Raw genomic sequence first — 16,521 nt, forward strand, 5'->3', positions numbered from 1 at the left:
GCCCGGATTACAGAGCGCCGTCTGCCAAGCCAAGCCGACGCAAAAAAGGGCCGGCAAGTAGCCGGCCCTTTTTTGTACTAGGCAAGAATAGGTAAGAAAGAGCGCCGGTTAGGGCTTTAGCACCACCTTCACGCAGTTGTCTTTCTTATTGCGGAAAATGTCGTAGCCGTGGGCGGCTTCGGCCAAGGGCAGCCGGTGCGTGATGATGTCATCCAGCACCACTTTGCCCTCAATTACATACTGCAGCAGCTTATCAATGTGCTTTTGAGCGGGTGCCTGCCCGCCCCGCAGGGTAATGCCCTTGTCAAAGAACTGATGAATAGGGAAGTTATCGAAGGGGGAGCTGTACACGCCCAGCACCGACACGATGCCGCCCCGGCGAACCGCACTCATGCAAGCCAGCAGCACTTTATCGGAGCCCTTTTCCAGGTTGATAACGGCCTTGGCCCGGTCCAGCAAATCTCGGTCAGGCTCGAAGCCCACGCACTCCACGCACACGTCAGCACCACGCCCGCCACTTAGCTCCCGGATCTGCTCCACTACTGACTTAGCATCTTCCCAGCGGATAACCTCGCAGTTTGTGGCGTGCTGGGCCTTGTCGAGCCGGTACTGCAGGGTATCAACCACCACTACCCGGGCCGCCCCGCGCAGCCACGCCGATTTCGCGGCCATAATACCCACGGGTCCGGCCCCAAAAATGGCCACAATTTCGCCGCCTTTTACTTCACCCCAATCAATGCCGGAATAACCCGTTGGGAAGATGTCCGTCAGGAATAGGGCCTGCTCGTCGGTGAGGCTATCCGGAATTACTCGGGGGCCGAAGTCGGCGTAGGGTACGCGCACGTACTCGGCCTGGCCGCCATTGTAGCCGCCGTAAATATCGGTGTAGCCAAACAGCGCCCCGCCTTTTTCGGTCAGCAACCCGCCTTCAGGGCCGTAGTGGTCAGGGTTGGAGTTTTCGCAGTGGCCGGGCAGTTGATGGTTGCAGAAATAGCAGGTGCCGCAGGCAACAGGAAACGGCACCACTACCCGGTCGCCGACCTTGAGCTTGCCTTTCACGCCTTTGCCTACCTCTTCCACAATGCCCATAAACTCGTGACCAAGTACCATGGGCCGAGGCTGCGGAATGCTGCCGTTGTAAATGTGCAGGTCGGAGCCGCAGATGGCCGTGCTCGTCACGCGGATAATTGCGTCGCGCGCATCTTCAATTTCCGGGTCGTCAACGGTATCGACGCGCACGTCTCTCATTCCGTGATACACGAGTGCCTTCATAACTGAATAGTATGGTGGAGTGAAACAGAACAGGCACTGACTCAAAGTCAGCCTGTTAGCATAACGCCACGCACCCAGTACGAGTTACGACCACCCGGCCGTGCTACCTCCTCAGGCCCTCCTTAAGCTCGGCTATTTCCTGATTCACAAGCCGTCAGCTGCTGTTGCGCAGCTTCCTGCCCTCAGCAAGGGCCTATATTTTATACACCTGAATGCCGGCAGCACTTACCACGTAGGCATATTGGTCACTGACAACCACCTGCTGGGCGCCCGCTACGGGCAAGGGTACCGCCCGCTCGGCGAGGGTATACAGGTGGAAAAATCGGAGGCCATCAGGAGCCAGGTAGTACAGCTCGTCGGCCCGAAAACCAACGTAGCTCAGCCCCAAAAGCGGGAGCTTCTTGCGGTAGTTACCCAGGTTATCAAAGACATAGATGCCACTGGTGCGGTCTACAAGGTAGAGGTTGTTCTGGTACTCGCGCAGAAACCGGAAATCGGGGCGGGTACGACCAATAAGCAGGTCGAGCGGGGTAGTGATGGTGAACCGTTTCTGGGCCGCATCAAACTGGCGCAGCGTTAGGTCCGACTCGTTGAGCAGCCAGTACCGGTCGTCGGGAGCCAAGGTAGCCGCCCGCACCTGCCCGTCGAGATAGTCCGGCCAGCGCACTTCCCCAATCGGCGTTAGAAATCGGTCGAGTAGCACTGCCTGTTGGCGGTCATCGTAGAACACCAGAACTTTGGCCGTGTTCCAGGCTTCTACCTGAGCCGTATGCCCCGGCAACGGGGGCGAATACGTGTTGAGGGCCTGCCCATCGGGCCCGTACTGGCGCAGATTATTCTGGGAATCCGTCACGTAGAGGTTACCACGACGGTCCAGGGAAGCCGGTCCGGGCTGGGCCAGAGCAATAGTGCGCACCAGTTGCCAGGTACTACCGGCAGCTTTCGTATTGGCCGGAACGGTTACTACGGGCGCGGCTTGCGCGGCAGGTGCCACAGAGCCCGCTGCGGGCGCCGTAGTCTGCGCCAGTGCACCAACCAAAGTGGTAAGCGTCAACCCTAGAACTAAGGAACAGGCAGCAGTCCATTTCATATTCCCAGGCGCTATACTCTTAGCTTTGTTTCCCTTGCTCAAAGTGCTGCAACACCAGCTGGTTGCCATCATAAACGCCGTAGGAGCAATAATTGACCCATTCTCCTAGGTTAACGTAACGGCTACCAGGGGCAACTGCTACATCCAGCGGTAAGTGGCGGTGCCCGAATACGTAGTACTCGTGCGGAAACTGCTGCTGTACTTGTCGGCAGTAGGTCAGCAGCCATTCTTCCTCCCCGAAGTACTGCTCATCAGCGGCGCCGTTTTGCAGGCGGCTGTGCTGGCTCCAGCGGTTAGCAATGCCGATACCTAAATTAGGGTGCAGCCGGGCAAACAACCACTGAGCTACCGGCGAGGCAAATACGCGCTTCAATACCTTATAAGTATGGTCGCCGGGGCCCAGCCCGTCGCCGTGGCCGATGTGAAACGTGTGCCCCCCGATGCGCTGACTTACCGGATTGCGCAGGACAGGAATATTTAACTCCTTGGTGAAGTAATCGAACATCCACATATCGTGGTTGCCGGTAAAAAATGTCACGGGTAGGCCGGCATCGGTCAGTTCGGCTAGCTTGCCCTGCAACCGAATAAACCCCCGGGGAATAGCATGGCGGTACTCAAACCAAAAGTCGAAGATGTCGCCTAGCAGGTAGATGGCTGCCGCATCCTGGGCGGCCATATCCAGCCAGCGCACAATGCGCCGTTCCCGCTCCAGGGAGCGGGCAGCATCGGGGGCACCCAAGTGAAAATCAGAAGCAAAATACACGCGGCGGCCCGGGGGCAGCGCGAGGTCAGGTAGTTGCGGCGGGCGCGTCATCCAGTAAAAACAAGACGATGCTGCGCGGGCCGTGGGCGCCGAGCACCAGCGTTTTTTCAATATCGGCCGTGCGGCTTGGCCCAGTGGTCAGGGAAATCATGGAGGGCAGCTTGTCGGGCCCGTACTTCTGCTGCATCAGCTTCAGGGCGTCGCCAATGTCGGCTACCACCTGGGAGGTGCGCGCTACCACCAGGTGCTGATCGGGGTAGATGCTGAGGCGGCGGCCGCTAGCCGTGCCGGCGGCTACCATTACACTACCCGTGCGGGCTACTAGGGCCTCGCAGCTCGTAAGCCCAGCGTCGGCGTTGGTCCGAAAGTCCGCTTCATCACCCTGAAAAACAATATTGCCCTCGTGCAGCAGCTTTTTCAGCTCGGGTTCCCATACGTAAAGGTGTTCCAGATTCTTTTCCCGCTTATAGGCGAAAAGCGCATCGTAGAACTGCTCCACCGACTCGCAATAGTAGAACACGCCCCCTACCCGCACAAAGCTCTGCGCAAACGCCACCGCCAGGTCATCATCCGACGTGGGCCGGGGGTGCAGAGGCGCCGCAAAGTCGGGGCGCGCCGGCTGCTCCGCCGGCTGCCGCAAGGACTCCCGAATGCGCCGCAGGATAATATCACGAGAAGTATCCGCCATGAAAGTAAAGGTACAAGGATTCGGTTTGCGTTCTACGGCGGCATGATTTTAAGAAGCCTGGCCCTACCCTTACCTATTTCCGACCCGATACTGAGGCAATAATTGAACTACCCCGTAAAATTTTGGGCTGTACTTGAACACCTTATAGGCAAATAGTGACTATAAACGGGCTTTATTATACTTGATCAGAACTATGTAGAAGAAGTCAATTTGTACAAATCCTAGGCAGTGATTAGCTGGCACTCTTTTGGCAAATACCGTTTTAAAACGAACTGTACATGAACGATAGGCCTACTCCTCTTGCCGCAACTACCTCCTCTCCGGAAAGCTACAACGCTACCACCGCCGATTTTGAGGCGTGGCTAGCCGAGTTACTACCCGCCGTACGGACAGCCATTGCCCGGCATGGTTTTGAGAAGGCCAAAGCCTTACCGGCTTTCCGAGTTTATCTGCAGGAACGCCAACCAAAATATAAGTAGCAAGTCAACTTTCTTACTCATAGAAAAGCCCCCTTACCGTAGCGGTAAGGGGGCTTTTCTGTGAGTGCCAGGGGCTAGATTAGAGCGGCGTTACTGCGCTACCACTAGGTTCGGTGGCAGTGCCAGTAGTGCCGTTTTGGTCCTTGTCCATACCGGGCAGATTCAGGTCTGGGAGGTCGTTGCCGAGCGGAACACCTGGGTGCTCCTGCTTCCGCTCGCTGAGCGTTTCGCTCCGGTCGGTACCGGCCATGTGCGCTTGGTACGTCGTCTGGCTATCGAAGGGACGAGGACCCACGAGGCGCACCAAGTCATCTTGCAGTAGAATCTCTTTTTCAAGCAGTTCCTTGGCAATTACCTCCAGTTCGTGCCGACGCTCCGTCAGCAGCTCCTTGGTACGGATATAAGCCTGCTCGATAATGGTCCGTACTTCCTCGTCAATCATCTGCGAGGTAGCCTCCGAATACGGCTTGGTGAAGCCATACTCATTCTGACCTTTTGAGTCGTAGAACGAAACGTTGCCCAGCTTGGCGTTCATGCCATACATGGTCACGATGCTGTAGGCCGTTTTCGTGATGCGCTCCAAGTCGGAAAGGGCACCGGTCGAAATCTTGCCGAACACTAGCTCCTCGGCGGCGCGGCCACCCAGGGTCATGCACATTTCGTCCATGAGCTGCTCGGTGTTGTAGAGGAACTGCTCCCGCGGCAGATACTGCGCGTAGCCCAGCGCTGCTACCCCCCGAGGCACAATGCTAACTTTCACCAGCGGATCAGCGTGCTCCAGAAACCAGCCCGCAATAGCGTGGCCAGCTTCATGGTAGGCAACTACTTTCTTCTCACCGGGGCTGATGATTTTGTTTTTCTTCTCCAGACCACCGATGACACGGTCTACGGCGTCGGTGAAGTCCTGCATGGTCACCATCTTTTTGTCGCGGCGGGCGGCAATAAGGGCGGCTTCGTTGCAGACGTTGGCAATTTCAGCGCCGGCAAAACCAGGCGTCTGAGCGGCCAGCTTCTTGGCTTCCACATCGGGCCCCAAGGTCAACGGCTTCAGGTGTACGTTGAAAATTTGGGTGCGGCCGTTAATGTCTGGCTTGTCGATGCTGATCTGGCGGTCGAAGCGCCCCGGACGCAGCAGGGCCGAATCCAGGGTATCGGGGCGGTTGGTAGCGGCCAGGATAATAACCCCGGAGTCGGTACCGAAACCGTCCATTTCTACCAGCAGGGAGTTCAGCGTGTTTTCCCGTTCATCGTTGCCGCCGGGCACGTTACCGCGGGAGCGGCTGCGGCCAATGGCGTCAATTTCGTCGATGAAGATGATGCACGGGGCCTTGGCTTTGGCCTGCTTGAACAGGTCACGCACCCGGGCGGCGCCCACCCCCACGAACATTTCCACAAAGTCGGAGCCCGACAGGGAGAAGAACGGCACGTCAGCTTCGCCTGCTACTGCTTTCGCCAGCAGGGTTTTACCGGTGCCGGGAGGACCTACTAGTAAGGCGCCTTTCGGGATTTTACCACCGAGGATGGTGAACTTCGAGGGGTTCTTAAGGAACTCCACAATTTCCTGCACTTCCTCTTTGGCTTCTTCCAGACCGGCTACGTCCTTGAAGGTAATCTTCACCTTGTCGCCACCTTCAAAAAGCGCCGCGCGAGACTTGCCGATATTGAAGATTTGACCACCCGGCCCCCCAGCTCCGCTCATGCGGCGCATCAGGAACCAGAAGCCCACGAACAGCACAATCATGAAGCCCCAGGTAGTAACGTACTCACTGTAGCCCGTGCGGTCCACTACCTTAAGACCAACCTGGCGGTCAGCAGGCAAAGTAGACTGCACCCTGTCTAGGTCCGTCTTAAAGGTTTTGCCATCAACCACCCGGAAGCCGTACTGAGCACCTTGCTCCATGGAAAGCGGACCACGGCGCTTCAGCTCGGCATCATACGGAGGCTTCTTGGTAGCGTCGGAGGTGAGCGTAACCTCAACCTGCTTGTCGTTCACGAGGGTTACGTCGCGCACGTCGCCGGCCGAAAGCATTTGCTCAAAGCGCTTCTGCGTAATTTCAATCACGGGGTTGCTGCGCGAGAGGTACACCATCCCGAGGATGAGCACCACCAAGCCCGTCAGCACCCAGAGCTGCATCCCGGGCCGTGGCGCGGGATTGGGCAGCATAGGTTTTTTCTTTTTTGGCGTCGTATCAGACATGAATTGAGGTTGCTAAGACAAGAAACAAAGGCGCAACACGCCACTTGAATGATTGTTGGCGCATCCGCCAGTATTTTGCAAGACGCCGTGGGGTGAGTTTTACCTTATCACCGCCGGAGTTTCCTCTTCCTCCACATACGTGATTTGCGCGTCGCCCCACAGCTCTTCCAAGCCGTAGAACTGGCGCCGGTCACGCAGGAAGACGTGCACTACTACATCCACGTAGTCGAGCAGGACCCACTCCCGGTTCATGCGCCCTTCGGTTTGCCAAGGGTTCTGACCAGTGAGCTTTTCTACCTCCTCTTCTACTGAGCGGGCAATAGCGTCAATTTGCGTATCTGAAGAAGCCGAGCAGATTATAAAATAATCGGCTACGGCATTTTTGAGGTCTTTAAGATTGAGCACCACGATATCGGCTGCTTTCTTCTCTTGCATGCCGCGCACTACTACATCTGCCAACTTGTCCGAATCCTGCCGAACCAGGGTACTTTTCATGGGGTATTGTTAGGTTTGAACGTCACAAAGTACGAAAAACACGTGGAGGCTATATCCCCCCAAACGCTCTTCACGGGCCAACAGCTTGTCTGGTTGCCCGAATGCCCCTCGACGAACACCGAGGCACACCAGTTAGCTGTCCAAAACCGGGCCACGGACGGCTGTTGCGTCATTACCGACAAACAGACCGCCGGGCGGGGCCAACGAGGCAACCAATGGGAGGCCGCACCGGGCGAAAACCTGACGCTTTCGGTAGTGTGGCACCCTAGTTTCTTGCCCGCCGCCGATCAGTTTTTGCTAAGCCAAGCCGTGGCCCTGGCGGTGCATGATTGGCTGACGGTCCTGCTCGGCGCTGATCCAGCCTTGCGGGTGAAATGGCCGAACGACATTTTCTTCGGCCAGCAAAAGCTAGGAGGCATTCTGATTGAGAACACACTAAGCGGCCCGAAGATTCAGCATAGTATCGTCGGAATTGGATTAAATATTAACCAGCGGGAGTTTGACGTAGCAACCGCTACCTCCTTGACGTGCCTGACCGGGCGGGCCTATGAACTGCCCACGCTGGCCGCCCGATTGCTGGAAAGCCTGGAGCGCCGGTATTTGCAGTTACGAGCAGGGCGGGTAGGGGCGCTTCGCACGGAGTACCTGCGGGTGCTGTACCAGTTTCAGGAGGAGCACGAGTATGAGGTGAGCGGCCGCCGAATAAAGGGCCAGATTATGGGGGTTGATGAAGCCGGTCGCCTAGCCCTTGCCAGCAACGGCCAACTGTATTATTTTGATTTAAAAGAAATTCGCTATATATGAGGTAGAAATAGAATATTTCTGGCTGTCACCCGCTCCAGTATATCCGTTTAACAGGTTGTCAGCGGTTAAGCCAAAACGTCTAGCTAGGAGGATTTCGCCTTTATCGTTTGAAATTTTACTACCTTCACCCTCAACTATTTACTTCCGCGTGTCGTAAGTTTACTTAAACCTGCATGCAACTTCTTCCTCTAACCAGACATCTGGCTGGCAAACCTACCCTGGCAACAAGGCACGGTAGTTGTCATTCCAGGTGGCAGCTGCACTGCCTGCCGCTTTGTCCCGTTGAGGATGCCCCTACTTATTTAATTCCTTCGCACACTTACTTTGTGCGCCCCAGACGTCGCCTGAATGCCATGAAACTTACTACGCGCTTTTTCCCTGTATTGCTGCTGTTGCTGTGGCAACTGCCTTTGCTGGCGGCCACTGTCCGGCTGAAAGCCGCTACGGCGCGCCAGCTTCCGGCGCGAGCTGCTACCTCTTGGCAACAAGTAAGCCCGAGCGCAGCACTTACTTCAGCGGCGGCCCGTACGCTTACACCCGCACTTTCCGTTTATCCAAACCCGTCGCGGGGCCTGATTACTATTTCCGTGGGCCAAAAACTGCCGTGGGCTGATTATAAGCTGCGGTTGAGCAACGTTATTGGACGGGAAGTGCGTAGCGTAGGGTTACGGCCGGAAGCGGCTGATGGCGGTATGAATTTGAACCTTTCGGACCTGCCCCCGGGTATGTATTTTTACAGCTTGGTGCAGAACGATAAGGTGGTTTCAACCAAACGCCTTATGCTACAGAACTAGGACTTCCTCGAAAGTCTTACAGCAAAAGCAGCCTGCTCCCAGGCTGCTTTTTTTGTACCCGGGTAATTACCGGAGTAGAAACTAGCCCGGATACGCAACCTGCCTACCGCCTCTCGCTACTTATTCTCTACTTTTGATCTTTCACTGATTTCCTTTCCGGACCTTAAAAACCCGTCGTTCAGCAGCGGGCTGGCCGTGGTCAGCCTCACTTTATTTCGTATGCGGAGTTACAAAAGCCTGAATAACCTAGTGGGATGGCTGGTATTTGCCATTGCTACTGTTACCTACCTGCTCACCCTGGAGCCCACGGCTTCCTTCTGGGACTGCGGCGAATTTATTGCTTGCTCCTACAAGCTGCTGGTGCCCCACCCGCCCGGAGCCCCTACCTTTCTCTTGCTGGGCCGCTTGTTTTCCCTGCTTTCCTTCGGCGACGTCACGAAGGTATCGGTACTGGTAAACACGCTCTCGGCCCTGAGTTCCTCGTTCACGGTGCTTTTCCTATTCTGGATTATCACCATGCTGGCCAAGAAGCTGGTGCTGCACCGCCCCGGCATGCACGACGACCGGAACCTAGAGCCTACCTTCGGCCAAACCCTACTGATTCTGGGAGCAGGCGCCGTGGGAGCCCTGGCCTATGCCTTTTCCGATTCGTTCTGGTTTAATGCTGTAGAAGCTGAGGTGTACGCCATGTCGTCGTTGTGCACGGCAGCCGTGGTGTGGTTGATGCTGAAGTGGGAAAACCGCGCCGATGAGGCTGATTCGGACCGGTGGCTCGTGCTGATTGCCTACGTGATTGGTCTGAGCATAGGCGTGCACTTGCTGAACCTGCTGGCTATTCCGGCCCTAGGCTTTATCTACTACTACCGTCGTACCCAAAACCCTACCACCAAGGGCGGCATTATTACGCTGGTAGTGAGCAGCGTAATTGTGGGCCTGATTCTGGCCGGTATCATTCCGGGCCTACCTACTCTGGCCGGCGCATTTGAAGTATTCTTCATCAATTCTTTCGGCCTACCCTTCAACTCGGGCCTGGTGATTTTTCTGCTGCTGTTCGTGGGGCTAATCTGGTTTGGCTTCCGGCAGTCGTTCCGGCGCCGCAGCCGCCTGCTGAACACCGTGATGCTGAGCTTCGTGTTCATTCTGATTGGCTACTCCAGCTACCTGATTGTTCCCATCCGCAGCTCCTACCACCCTACCATCAACGAAAACGCCCCGGAGGATGTGCTTTCCTTCGTGAGTTACCTGAAGCGCGAGCAGTACGGCGACCGGCCCCTGCTGTATGGTCCTCAGTTTAACGCTCAGCCCATTGCTCAGGAAGACGGTGCGCCGCGCTACGTGCGCCAGGGCGACAAGTATGTGGTGGCCGAGTACCGTCCGGAACTGCAGTACGCGCCCGGCGAGAAAATGCTGCTCCCGCGCCTGTATAGCTCTGATCCACTTCACCTCTACAACTACAAAAAGTGGGTTGACATTCAGGATGGCGTGAAGCCCACCATGGGCCAGAACTTGTCGTTCCTGTTCAAGTACCAGATGGGCCATATGTTCTGGCGTTACTTCATGTGGAACTACGTGGGCCGCGAGGGCGACATTCAGCAGTCAGGCATTTTGTGGGGTAGCCCCACCGGCGCGGGCCTGCCGGAGCGCATTGCCGACAGCCCAGCTCGCAACGCTTTCTTTGCTTTGCCCCTGATTCTGGGGTTGCTAGGCTTGTTCTTCCAAGTGCGTCGCGACGGACGCAATGCCCTGGTAGTAGGGTTGCTGTTCCTGCTGACGGGCCTGGCTATTGTAGTGTACCTAAATCAGCCGCCCATTGAGCCCCGCGAGCGGGACTACACCTTTGCCGGCGCCACATTCGCCTTCGCCATCTGGATTGGCTTGGGCGTGCTGGCTTTGGCTGAGCTGCTGGAAAAAGCCGTGAAGTCGGAAACAGCGCGGGCGGGCGTGGTGACGCTGCTGGGCCTGTTAGTACCGGGCATTATGGTGGTCCAGGGCTGGGACGACCACGACCGTTCAGACCGCTACAACTCCGTTGATTCGGCCAAGAACCTGCTGAACTCCCTGGCGCCCAACGCCATTGTCTTCACCAACGGCGACAACGACACCTTCCCGCTCTGGTACGCCCAGGAGGTGGAAGGCGTACGCACTGACGTGCGCGTGGCCGTACTGAGCTACCTGAACACCGACTGGTACATCGACCAGATGAAGCGCCGCTCGTATAAGTCGCAGCCGCTGCCCATCTCGATGGAGAATGCTAACTACAAGCAGGGCACCAACGACTACCTCCCCTACGCCGAGAATCCTTCGGTTAAGGAGATTGACGTGCGCCAGTTTATGCAGTTGGTAGGACAGAACAGCCCCCTGCTACAAGTGAGCTACGGCGACGGCTCGAAGTCCTTGCTTTCCTTCCCTTCCCGCAAGTTCTACCTGCCCATTGACACGGCCGCCGTGGCTAAAATGGGCATTATTCCCGCCGACCGTCTTGACCAATTGGTGCCGCGCATGGAGTGGGAAGTAGGCAAGAGCGCCATTGAGAAGAAGAGCCTCGTAATTCTGGACATTCTGGCCACCAACAACTGGCAGCGTCCGGTGTACTTCTCCAGCACCGTAGACTCGCGCGACTTCATGGGCTTGCAACCCTACTTCCAGCTCGATGGCATGGCCTACCGCATCCTGCCCGCCAAAGACCCGAATTACGACCCCAAAGGTGGTAGCGACGAAGGTTACGTGGCCACGGAACTGATGTATGACAACCTGATGAAGAAATTCGCCTTCCGGGGCCTGAACAACCCGAATATCTTCTACGACGAGAACAACCTGCGCTTCCCAGCTAACTACCGCGACAAGTTCTCGCGCCTAGCGAACAGCTTGTTGGCTCAGGGCGACAAAGCCCGCGCCAAGCAAGTGCTCGACAAGGCTTTCGAGGTGATGCCCGACAAGGCTATTCCTTATGATTACTACGTGCCGCAGTTTATTCCGGCTCTGGTGGCCGTGGGCGAAAAAGACCGCGCCAACGAAATCATGGATACCATGACTGGCCGCGCCGAGCGGGCCCTGGCTTACTACAGTACCCATAACAGCGCCCTCTTTGATCAGGAGTTCCAGACCTACCTAATGTCCTTGAACAGCATCGGCCGCGCCGCCGAGCAGATTGGCGACCAGCAACGGGCTACCAAGGCCATTGGCTTGCTCCAGCAGTACTACCAGCGCTAAGCTGCACAGTTTTTGCCGCTCAGAAGCCGGCTCCAGCAATGGGGTCGGCTTCTGTCGTTAGAAAGCCTACCTTGTCCTCCTACTCTTTATCTGCTCCCACTCGTGAAACCGTTTTACTACCTGTTATTCACGCTGCTAAGCCTGGGGAGCAGCCTGCCGTTGGCAGCCGCACCGCGCCGGGATTTTGCCGCCCAGTACCGGCCTGACCGACGCATTGTGATAGATACCCGGCGGGAAGGCGACAGTGTGCGGCTCTACCTCCGTTTTCCCAGCGCTGCCCAGATCCGGCGCGGCTTTCCGCTGCATGTTGCCCTATGGGCTGATTACGACGCCAAACGGGTGCTGTGGCAAGATACCGTTCGTCATGTTGCGCGCCGCCTACGCCGGGAAGGCGAAACGGCTACCCTGGATTTCTGCCTACCTCTGAACCGCCTGCGCGTGGGCCAGGTGCTTAGCCTGGCGACGGGCCCCGCCGACGAAGCTGCTTCGGGCGAAGCCGCCTGGCTCCGCCTGACGCCGGAGCATTTGTCCCGGTCCTTTATTCTGACTGATTCCGTGGGGCAGCCGTTGCTGCGTCACTATGTACGCGCCGGGGAACCGTTCATGATTGATTCCTACGGCCCCGACCTGAACGTGCAGGCTTACCGCTACCCGCTCAGCTCCCTAGCCGCCGCTCCGCCCATGGCCGGACCCGGCGCCCAGCCTGCCCAACCGCGCAAGCTCAGCGCCCAAGACTCGGTGCGCTACCAGGCAGGCAGCTTGCTCCGGTTTCAAGCGGGACTGTATTTGCTGCGGGTTAGCGAGCAGGAGCCGCGCAGTGGGCTGCTAGTGGAAGATAATACCTTTCCAGCCCTAACGTCGGCCGATGAATTGATTGCGCCCCTACTCTACCTGACAACTTCAGCTGAGCGTAAAAAGCTGTTTGATGCCCCTGACCCCAAAAAAGCCGTGGACCAATTCTGGCTTACGGTGGCCGGCAATAACCAAACCATTGCCCGCCAGCTGATTCGCACCTATTACGGCCGCGTGCAGGAAGCCAACCAACTTTTTTCCGCCCATAAAGCCGGCTGGCTTTCCGACCGAGGGATGCTATACTTAGTGCTGGGCCCGCCGGAAACCGTGTACCGCGAGGCAGGCGAAGAACGGTGGCTTTACCGCGCCGACCAGGGATTGGGCGGAACCTTCGTGTTCCGCGCTAAACCCAGTACCTTTGCCCCCGATAACTACGAACTGGTGCGCCGCCCCGAGTACGAACAACTCTGGTATGCCGCCGTGGAGCAATGGAGAAAAGGACGAACCGCCCGCCCCGGCCGCTAACTGAGCGCCGCCAATTTTTTGATTCTGAAAACCGCCCCGTTCCTAACCGGCGGCCAGCTCCGCGCGAGCAAGAAGGCCGCTCTGAGGAAGGACGGTTCGAGGGAAGCCGGGCCGAAGGTGGCCGTTTTGAAGGTAGCCGCTCAGACAAGCCACGCTACCCCCACCGCCCAGCCCAGGACCGCAGCATCGACATGATTTTCGGGCTACGGCCCATCCTGGAAGCCCTGAACGCCGGCCGCACCCTGGACAAGATTTTCCTGCTGCGTGGCACGAAAAACTCCATGACCCAGGACATTACGGCCCTGGCCAAAACGGCCAACATTCCGGTGTCGATGGTGCCCGTGGAGAAGCTCGACGGCATTACCCGCAAAAACCACCAGGGCGCTGTTGCTTACGTGTCGCCGATTGAGTACATGCCCCTAGACAGCATTCTGGCGGGCTTGTACGAGGAGGGCAAAACCCCGCTTCTGCTGGTGCTGGACCGCATTACGGATGTGCGCAACTTCGGCTCTATTGCTCGCAACGCCGAGTGTATGGGCGTACACGCCATTGTGGTACCCAGCCGCGGCGCCGCCCAAGTAAACGGCGACGCGCTAAAAACCTCGGCCGGTGCCCTGAACCTGATTCCGGTGTGCCGGGAGCCCAATCTGAAAGACACCCTGACTTTCCTGCGCGAATCGGGGGTGCAAGTGGTGGCTTGTACCGAGAAGTCAGACGCCAGCCTGGAAGCCGAAACCGTGGACCTGACGGGTCCTTTAGCCGTGCTGATGGGTAGCGAGGAAGACGGCATCAGCCCCGAATACTTGCGCCTCGCCGACCACAAGCTCCGCATCCCGATGGCCGGGCAAATTAGCTCACTCAACGTATCGGTAGCTAGCGGCATTATGCTCTACGAAGTGCTACGCCAACGCTTAGTGAAGAAGTAGAAAGCTGTTGCTAAGATAAAAAAATCGAACCGGCTATCATCCTGATACAGAAAGGATGACAGCCGGTTCGATTTTTAGCTTCCGATTCCTAATGTTTAATTATAGCCTACGCCCTTTTTGGACTTCACGTCGGCGACAAATTCTTTTACGCGCTGCTCCTCAGTGCGCTTGCAAATGAGCAGCACGTTGTCGTACTCGGCTACAATGTAGCCTTCCAGGCCTTGTACTACCACGAGGCGCTCGGGTGGTGTTTTAATAACGCACTCGCTCGTATCGTAGAGTAGGGCGTTGCCGTCTACCACGTTTTCGTCGGCATCGTGGTGGCCCATGCGGTGCAGGGAGTCCCAGGTGCCTAGGTCGCTCCACCCGAAGTCAGCGGGCAGCACGTATACGTTATCGGCCTTTTCCATCACCCCGTAGTCGATGCTGATGTTGCGGCAGCGGGTATAAGCCCGGGAAATAAAGTTTTCCTCCTCAGGAGTTCCTAGCTCGTTCCAACCCTCATCGAACACCTCGGCAATGTCGCTTAGGTACTGGTGGAAAGCTTGAATTATGGCATCAGCGCGCCACACGAACAAGCCGGAGTTCCACAGGAAGTCTCCGCTGGCCACGAACATCTTGGCTAGCTCCAGATTAGGTTTCTCGGTAAAGGTTTTCACCTTCCGTAGCTCCTGCGGGAAAACACCATCCTCGTGCCCAGGAGCGGTTTGCACGTGCTGGGGCTGCACTGGCTCGTCGATGAACTGGATGTAGCCGTAGCCGGTATCGGGGCGGGAGGGCTGGATGCCGAGGGTAATGAGCACGTTGTGGGTGCGGGCCCCGTCGAGAGCCGTGCGAATGGCCGCCCGGAAGTTTTCCTCGTGCATGACGGCATGGTCAGCCGGCGTTACCACAATGATGGCCTCCGGGTCGCGCTGGGCTATGCGGTAGCTGGCGTAGGCAATGCAAGGCGCTGTATTCCGCCCAATAGGCTCGCCCAAAATTTGATCGGCCGGAAGCTCCGGCAGGTGCTGCTGGACCAACTCGGTATAATCACGGTTCGTGACGACGAATACGTTGCTGGGCGGGCAGATGCCCCGGAACCGGTCGACAGTGAGCTGAAGCATGGAGCGCCCGAGCCCCAGCACATCATGAAACTGTTTGGGATGATGCGTGCGGCTAAAGGGCCAGAAGCGGCTGCCAATGCCGCCAGCCATCACAACGAGATACGTATGCTGTTCCATCGAAGCCGGACGTGAAGCCCGTGTTTAGCAAGAAGATGTAAGCTGACTAAAAGCCCAAACCGAGAAACGTAAGCTGGTTACGAGAAGCGTAAAATGTACCAATAAGCAGCTTATTCTCTACTATGACTTTGGGCAATGATAACGGAATATTTGTTATATATAATAATTCTTGTAAATTATTTAATTATACTCATTAACCTTCAACTACATCCAGTACTTGTAGCTGAAGCAGCTAAGTACTCATACTGAACGAGCTACTATACCAATCCTTCCCGCAGCAAATCATGCAAATGAATAAAGCCCGCGAAGTGCCCATGCTCAGTCACTACCAGCTGGGTGATGTTGCGGTCCTGCATGCGCGTGAGAGCTTCCGCGGCGAAATCGTCCACGTCAATTGTCACGGGGGCAGGCGTTAGAATGTCGCGGGCCCGGACGGCTTCCAGCCGGCCTTCAAACGTGGTCAGCATCCGGCGCAGGTCGCCGTCGGTAATGATGCCAATTAGGGCATTACCACTGTCCAGTACGGCCGTAGCGCCCAGGCGCTTACCCGAAATTTCCAGAATGATTTCTTTGAGTGGAGCCGTGTCTACCACCCGCGGCTGCTGATTTTGCCGGCTTAGGTCACCAACTTTTAGGTAAAGCTGTTTGCCCAGCGTACCACCGGGGTGCAGGCGGGCAAAATCCTGCCGGCTGAAGTCGCGGCACTCCAGTAGGCACACAGCCAGCGCATCGCCTAGGGCCAGGGCGGCGGTAGTGCTGGTAGTTGGGGCCAGGTTGTGCGGGCAAGCTTCGCGCTCCACAGGAGCGTGCAGAACGTAGTCGGCCTGCACAGCGAGGTAGGACTCAGCGTTGCTGACCAGGGCCGCCAGCGTCACTCCCTTGCGCTTAAGTAGGGGCACTAACACCTTGATTTCGGGCGTATCACCGCTCTTGCTGATGGCAATAACAAAGTCCTCGGCCTGAATCATGCCCAGGTCGCCGTGGATGGCATCGGCGGCGTGCATGAACAGGGCGGGCGTACCCGTGGAGTTGAAGGTAGCCACCATTTTGGCCGCAATGTGGGCGCTCTTGCCAATGCCGGTTACCACTACCCTTCCCCGCAAAGAGAGAATGGCTTCTACGCATTGTGCAAAATCGGGAGTACGGGCTAAGGCATCGGCAACTCCCTGAATTGCTTCCGCTTCTTGCTGAAGCACTTTTTTTGCAAGTAAGTTGAGTTCGTTCTGCGGTTTCAATCTAAATTTGATATTGCGTATCGGGAGC

At 57.0% G+C, this 16,521-nt stretch carries 14 protein-coding genes; 6 read left to right on the forward strand and 8 right to left on the reverse strand.

Annotation, left to right across the window (positions count from 1 at the left end; translation table 11 throughout):
- Nucleotides 1-108: 108 nt before the first annotated feature.
- The 4 genes from MWH26_RS14020 to MWH26_RS14035 form a co-directional block, all read right to left on the reverse strand.
- A complete protein-coding gene (locus MWH26_RS14020; RefSeq protein WP_247974782.1) occupies nucleotides 109-1,272 on the reverse strand; it encodes a zinc-dependent alcohol dehydrogenase in 1,164 nt (387 codons plus the stop codon).
- 193 nt (nucleotides 1,273-1,465) lie between these two features.
- A complete protein-coding gene (locus tag MWH26_RS14025) occupies nucleotides 1,466-2,326 on the reverse strand; it encodes a hypothetical protein (RefSeq protein ID WP_247974783.1) in 861 nt (286 codons plus the stop codon).
- A gap of 55 nt (nucleotides 2,327-2,381) precedes the next feature.
- On the reverse strand, nucleotides 2,382-3,176 hold the full coding sequence (locus MWH26_RS14030) for a UDP-2,3-diacylglucosamine diphosphatase (RefSeq protein ID WP_247974784.1): 795 nt from the start codon (nucleotides 3,174-3,176) through the stop codon (nucleotides 2,382-2,384).
- A complete protein-coding gene (locus MWH26_RS14035) occupies nucleotides 3,151-3,813 on the reverse strand; it encodes a LutC/YkgG family protein (RefSeq protein WP_244697231.1) in 663 nt (220 codons plus the stop codon). Before MWH26_RS14035 ends, MWH26_RS14030 begins: the two co-directional genes overlap by 26 nt.
- A 278-nt stretch (nucleotides 3,814-4,091) precedes the next feature.
- Between MWH26_RS14035 and MWH26_RS14040 the strand changes: the two genes are divergently transcribed.
- A complete protein-coding gene (locus tag MWH26_RS14040) occupies nucleotides 4,092-4,292 on the forward strand; it encodes a hypothetical protein (protein ID WP_244697232.1) in 201 nt (66 codons plus the stop codon).
- 79 nt (nucleotides 4,293-4,371) lie between these two features.
- Here the strand turns inward: MWH26_RS14040 and ftsH are convergent, their stop codons facing one another.
- Together ftsH and rsfS are read right to left on the reverse strand one after the other, a co-directional pair.
- Nucleotides 4,372-6,489 carry an ATP-dependent zinc metalloprotease FtsH gene (ftsH, locus tag MWH26_RS14045; RefSeq protein WP_244697233.1) on the reverse strand — a complete coding sequence of 706 codons (2,118 nt, stop codon included), beginning with the start codon at nucleotides 6,487-6,489 and terminating at the stop codon, nucleotides 4,372-4,374.
- 99 nt (nucleotides 6,490-6,588) lie between these two features.
- Nucleotides 6,589-6,984, reverse strand: coding sequence for a ribosome silencing factor (gene rsfS / locus MWH26_RS14050; protein WP_247974785.1), 396 nt, complete (start codon nucleotides 6,982-6,984; stop codon nucleotides 6,589-6,591).
- Between the two features lie 42 nt (nucleotides 6,985-7,026).
- Here rsfS and MWH26_RS14055 point away from each other — a divergent pair, with 42 nt between their 5' ends.
- The 5 genes from MWH26_RS14055 to rlmB all read left to right on the forward strand — a co-directional run bounded on the left by MWH26_RS14055 (nucleotide 7,027) and on the right by rlmB (nucleotide 14,035).
- Nucleotides 7,027-7,788 (forward strand): biotin--[acetyl-CoA-carboxylase] ligase, encoded by a 762-nt coding sequence (locus MWH26_RS14055; RefSeq protein WP_247974786.1) that lies wholly within the window; start codon nucleotides 7,027-7,029, stop codon nucleotides 7,786-7,788.
- A 353-nt stretch (nucleotides 7,789-8,141) separates the two neighbouring features.
- Complete coding sequence (locus MWH26_RS14060) at nucleotides 8,142-8,582, forward strand: T9SS type A sorting domain-containing protein (RefSeq protein ID WP_247974787.1); 441 nt, start codon at nucleotides 8,142-8,144, stop codon at nucleotides 8,580-8,582.
- A 219-nt stretch (nucleotides 8,583-8,801) separates the two neighbouring features.
- Nucleotides 8,802-11,792 carry a glycosyltransferase family 117 protein gene (locus MWH26_RS14065; protein WP_247974788.1) on the forward strand — a complete coding sequence of 997 codons (2,991 nt, stop codon included), beginning with the start codon at nucleotides 8,802-8,804 and terminating at the stop codon, nucleotides 11,790-11,792.
- Nucleotides 11,793-11,894: 102 nt separating this feature from the next.
- Entirely contained in the window at nucleotides 11,895-13,109 is a 1,215-nt protein-coding gene (locus MWH26_RS14070; RefSeq protein ID WP_247974789.1) for a GWxTD domain-containing protein, read from the forward strand.
- Nucleotides 13,073-14,035, forward strand: a complete 963-nt coding sequence (rlmB, locus tag MWH26_RS14075) for a 23S rRNA (guanosine(2251)-2'-O)-methyltransferase RlmB (RefSeq protein WP_244697237.1) — start codon at nucleotides 13,073-13,075, stop codon at nucleotides 14,033-14,035. Before MWH26_RS14070 ends, rlmB begins: the two co-directional genes overlap by 37 nt.
- 95 nt (nucleotides 14,036-14,130) lie before the next feature.
- On the opposite strand, the gene MWH26_RS14080 is transcribed toward rlmB, so the two are convergent.
- Together MWH26_RS14080 and MWH26_RS14085 are read right to left on the reverse strand one after the other, a co-directional pair.
- On the reverse strand, nucleotides 14,131-15,258 hold the full coding sequence (locus tag MWH26_RS14080; protein ID WP_244697238.1) for a mannose-1-phosphate guanylyltransferase: 1,128 nt from the start codon (nucleotides 15,256-15,258) through the stop codon (nucleotides 14,131-14,133).
- Between the two features lie 257 nt (nucleotides 15,259-15,515).
- Nucleotides 15,516-16,493, reverse strand: a complete 978-nt coding sequence (locus MWH26_RS14085) for a KpsF/GutQ family sugar-phosphate isomerase (protein WP_375374019.1) — start codon at nucleotides 16,491-16,493, stop codon at nucleotides 15,516-15,518.
- Between the last annotated feature and the right edge of the window lie 28 nt (nucleotides 16,494-16,521).

This window comes from Hymenobacter sublimis (assembly GCF_023101345.1).
Classification (GTDB): Bacteria; Bacteroidota; Bacteroidia; order Cytophagales; family Hymenobacteraceae; genus Hymenobacter; species Hymenobacter sublimis.

Coding starts and splice junctions, on each gene's coding strand:
- MWH26_RS14020 (WP_247974782.1), bottom strand. CDS start 1,272: ATGAAGGCACTCGTGTATCACGGAATGAGAGACGTGCGCGTCGATACC.
- MWH26_RS14030 (WP_247974784.1), bottom strand. CDS start 3,176: ATGACGCGCCCGCCGCAACTACCTGACCTCGCGCTGCCCCCGGGCCGC.
- MWH26_RS14035 (WP_244697231.1), bottom strand. CDS start 3,813: ATGGCGGATACTTCTCGTGATATTATCCTGCGGCGCATTCGGGAGTCC.
- MWH26_RS14040 (WP_244697232.1), top strand. CDS start 4,092: ATGAACGATAGGCCTACTCCTCTTGCCGCAACTACCTCCTCTCCGGAA.
- ftsH (WP_244697233.1), bottom strand. CDS start 6,489: ATGTCTGATACGACGCCAAAAAAGAAAAAACCTATGCTGCCCAATCCC.
- rsfS (WP_247974785.1), bottom strand. CDS start 6,984: ATGAAAAGTACCCTGGTTCGGCAGGATTCGGACAAGTTGGCAGATGTA.
- MWH26_RS14060 (WP_247974787.1), top strand. CDS start 8,142: ATGAAACTTACTACGCGCTTTTTCCCTGTATTGCTGCTGTTGCTGTGG.
- MWH26_RS14065 (WP_247974788.1), top strand. CDS start 8,802: ATGCGGAGTTACAAAAGCCTGAATAACCTAGTGGGATGGCTGGTATTT.
- rlmB (WP_244697237.1), top strand. CDS start 13,073: ATGGAGAAAAGGACGAACCGCCCGCCCCGGCCGCTAACTGAGCGCCGC.
- MWH26_RS14080 (WP_244697238.1), bottom strand. CDS start 15,258: ATGGAACAGCATACGTATCTCGTTGTGATGGCTGGCGGCATTGGCAGC.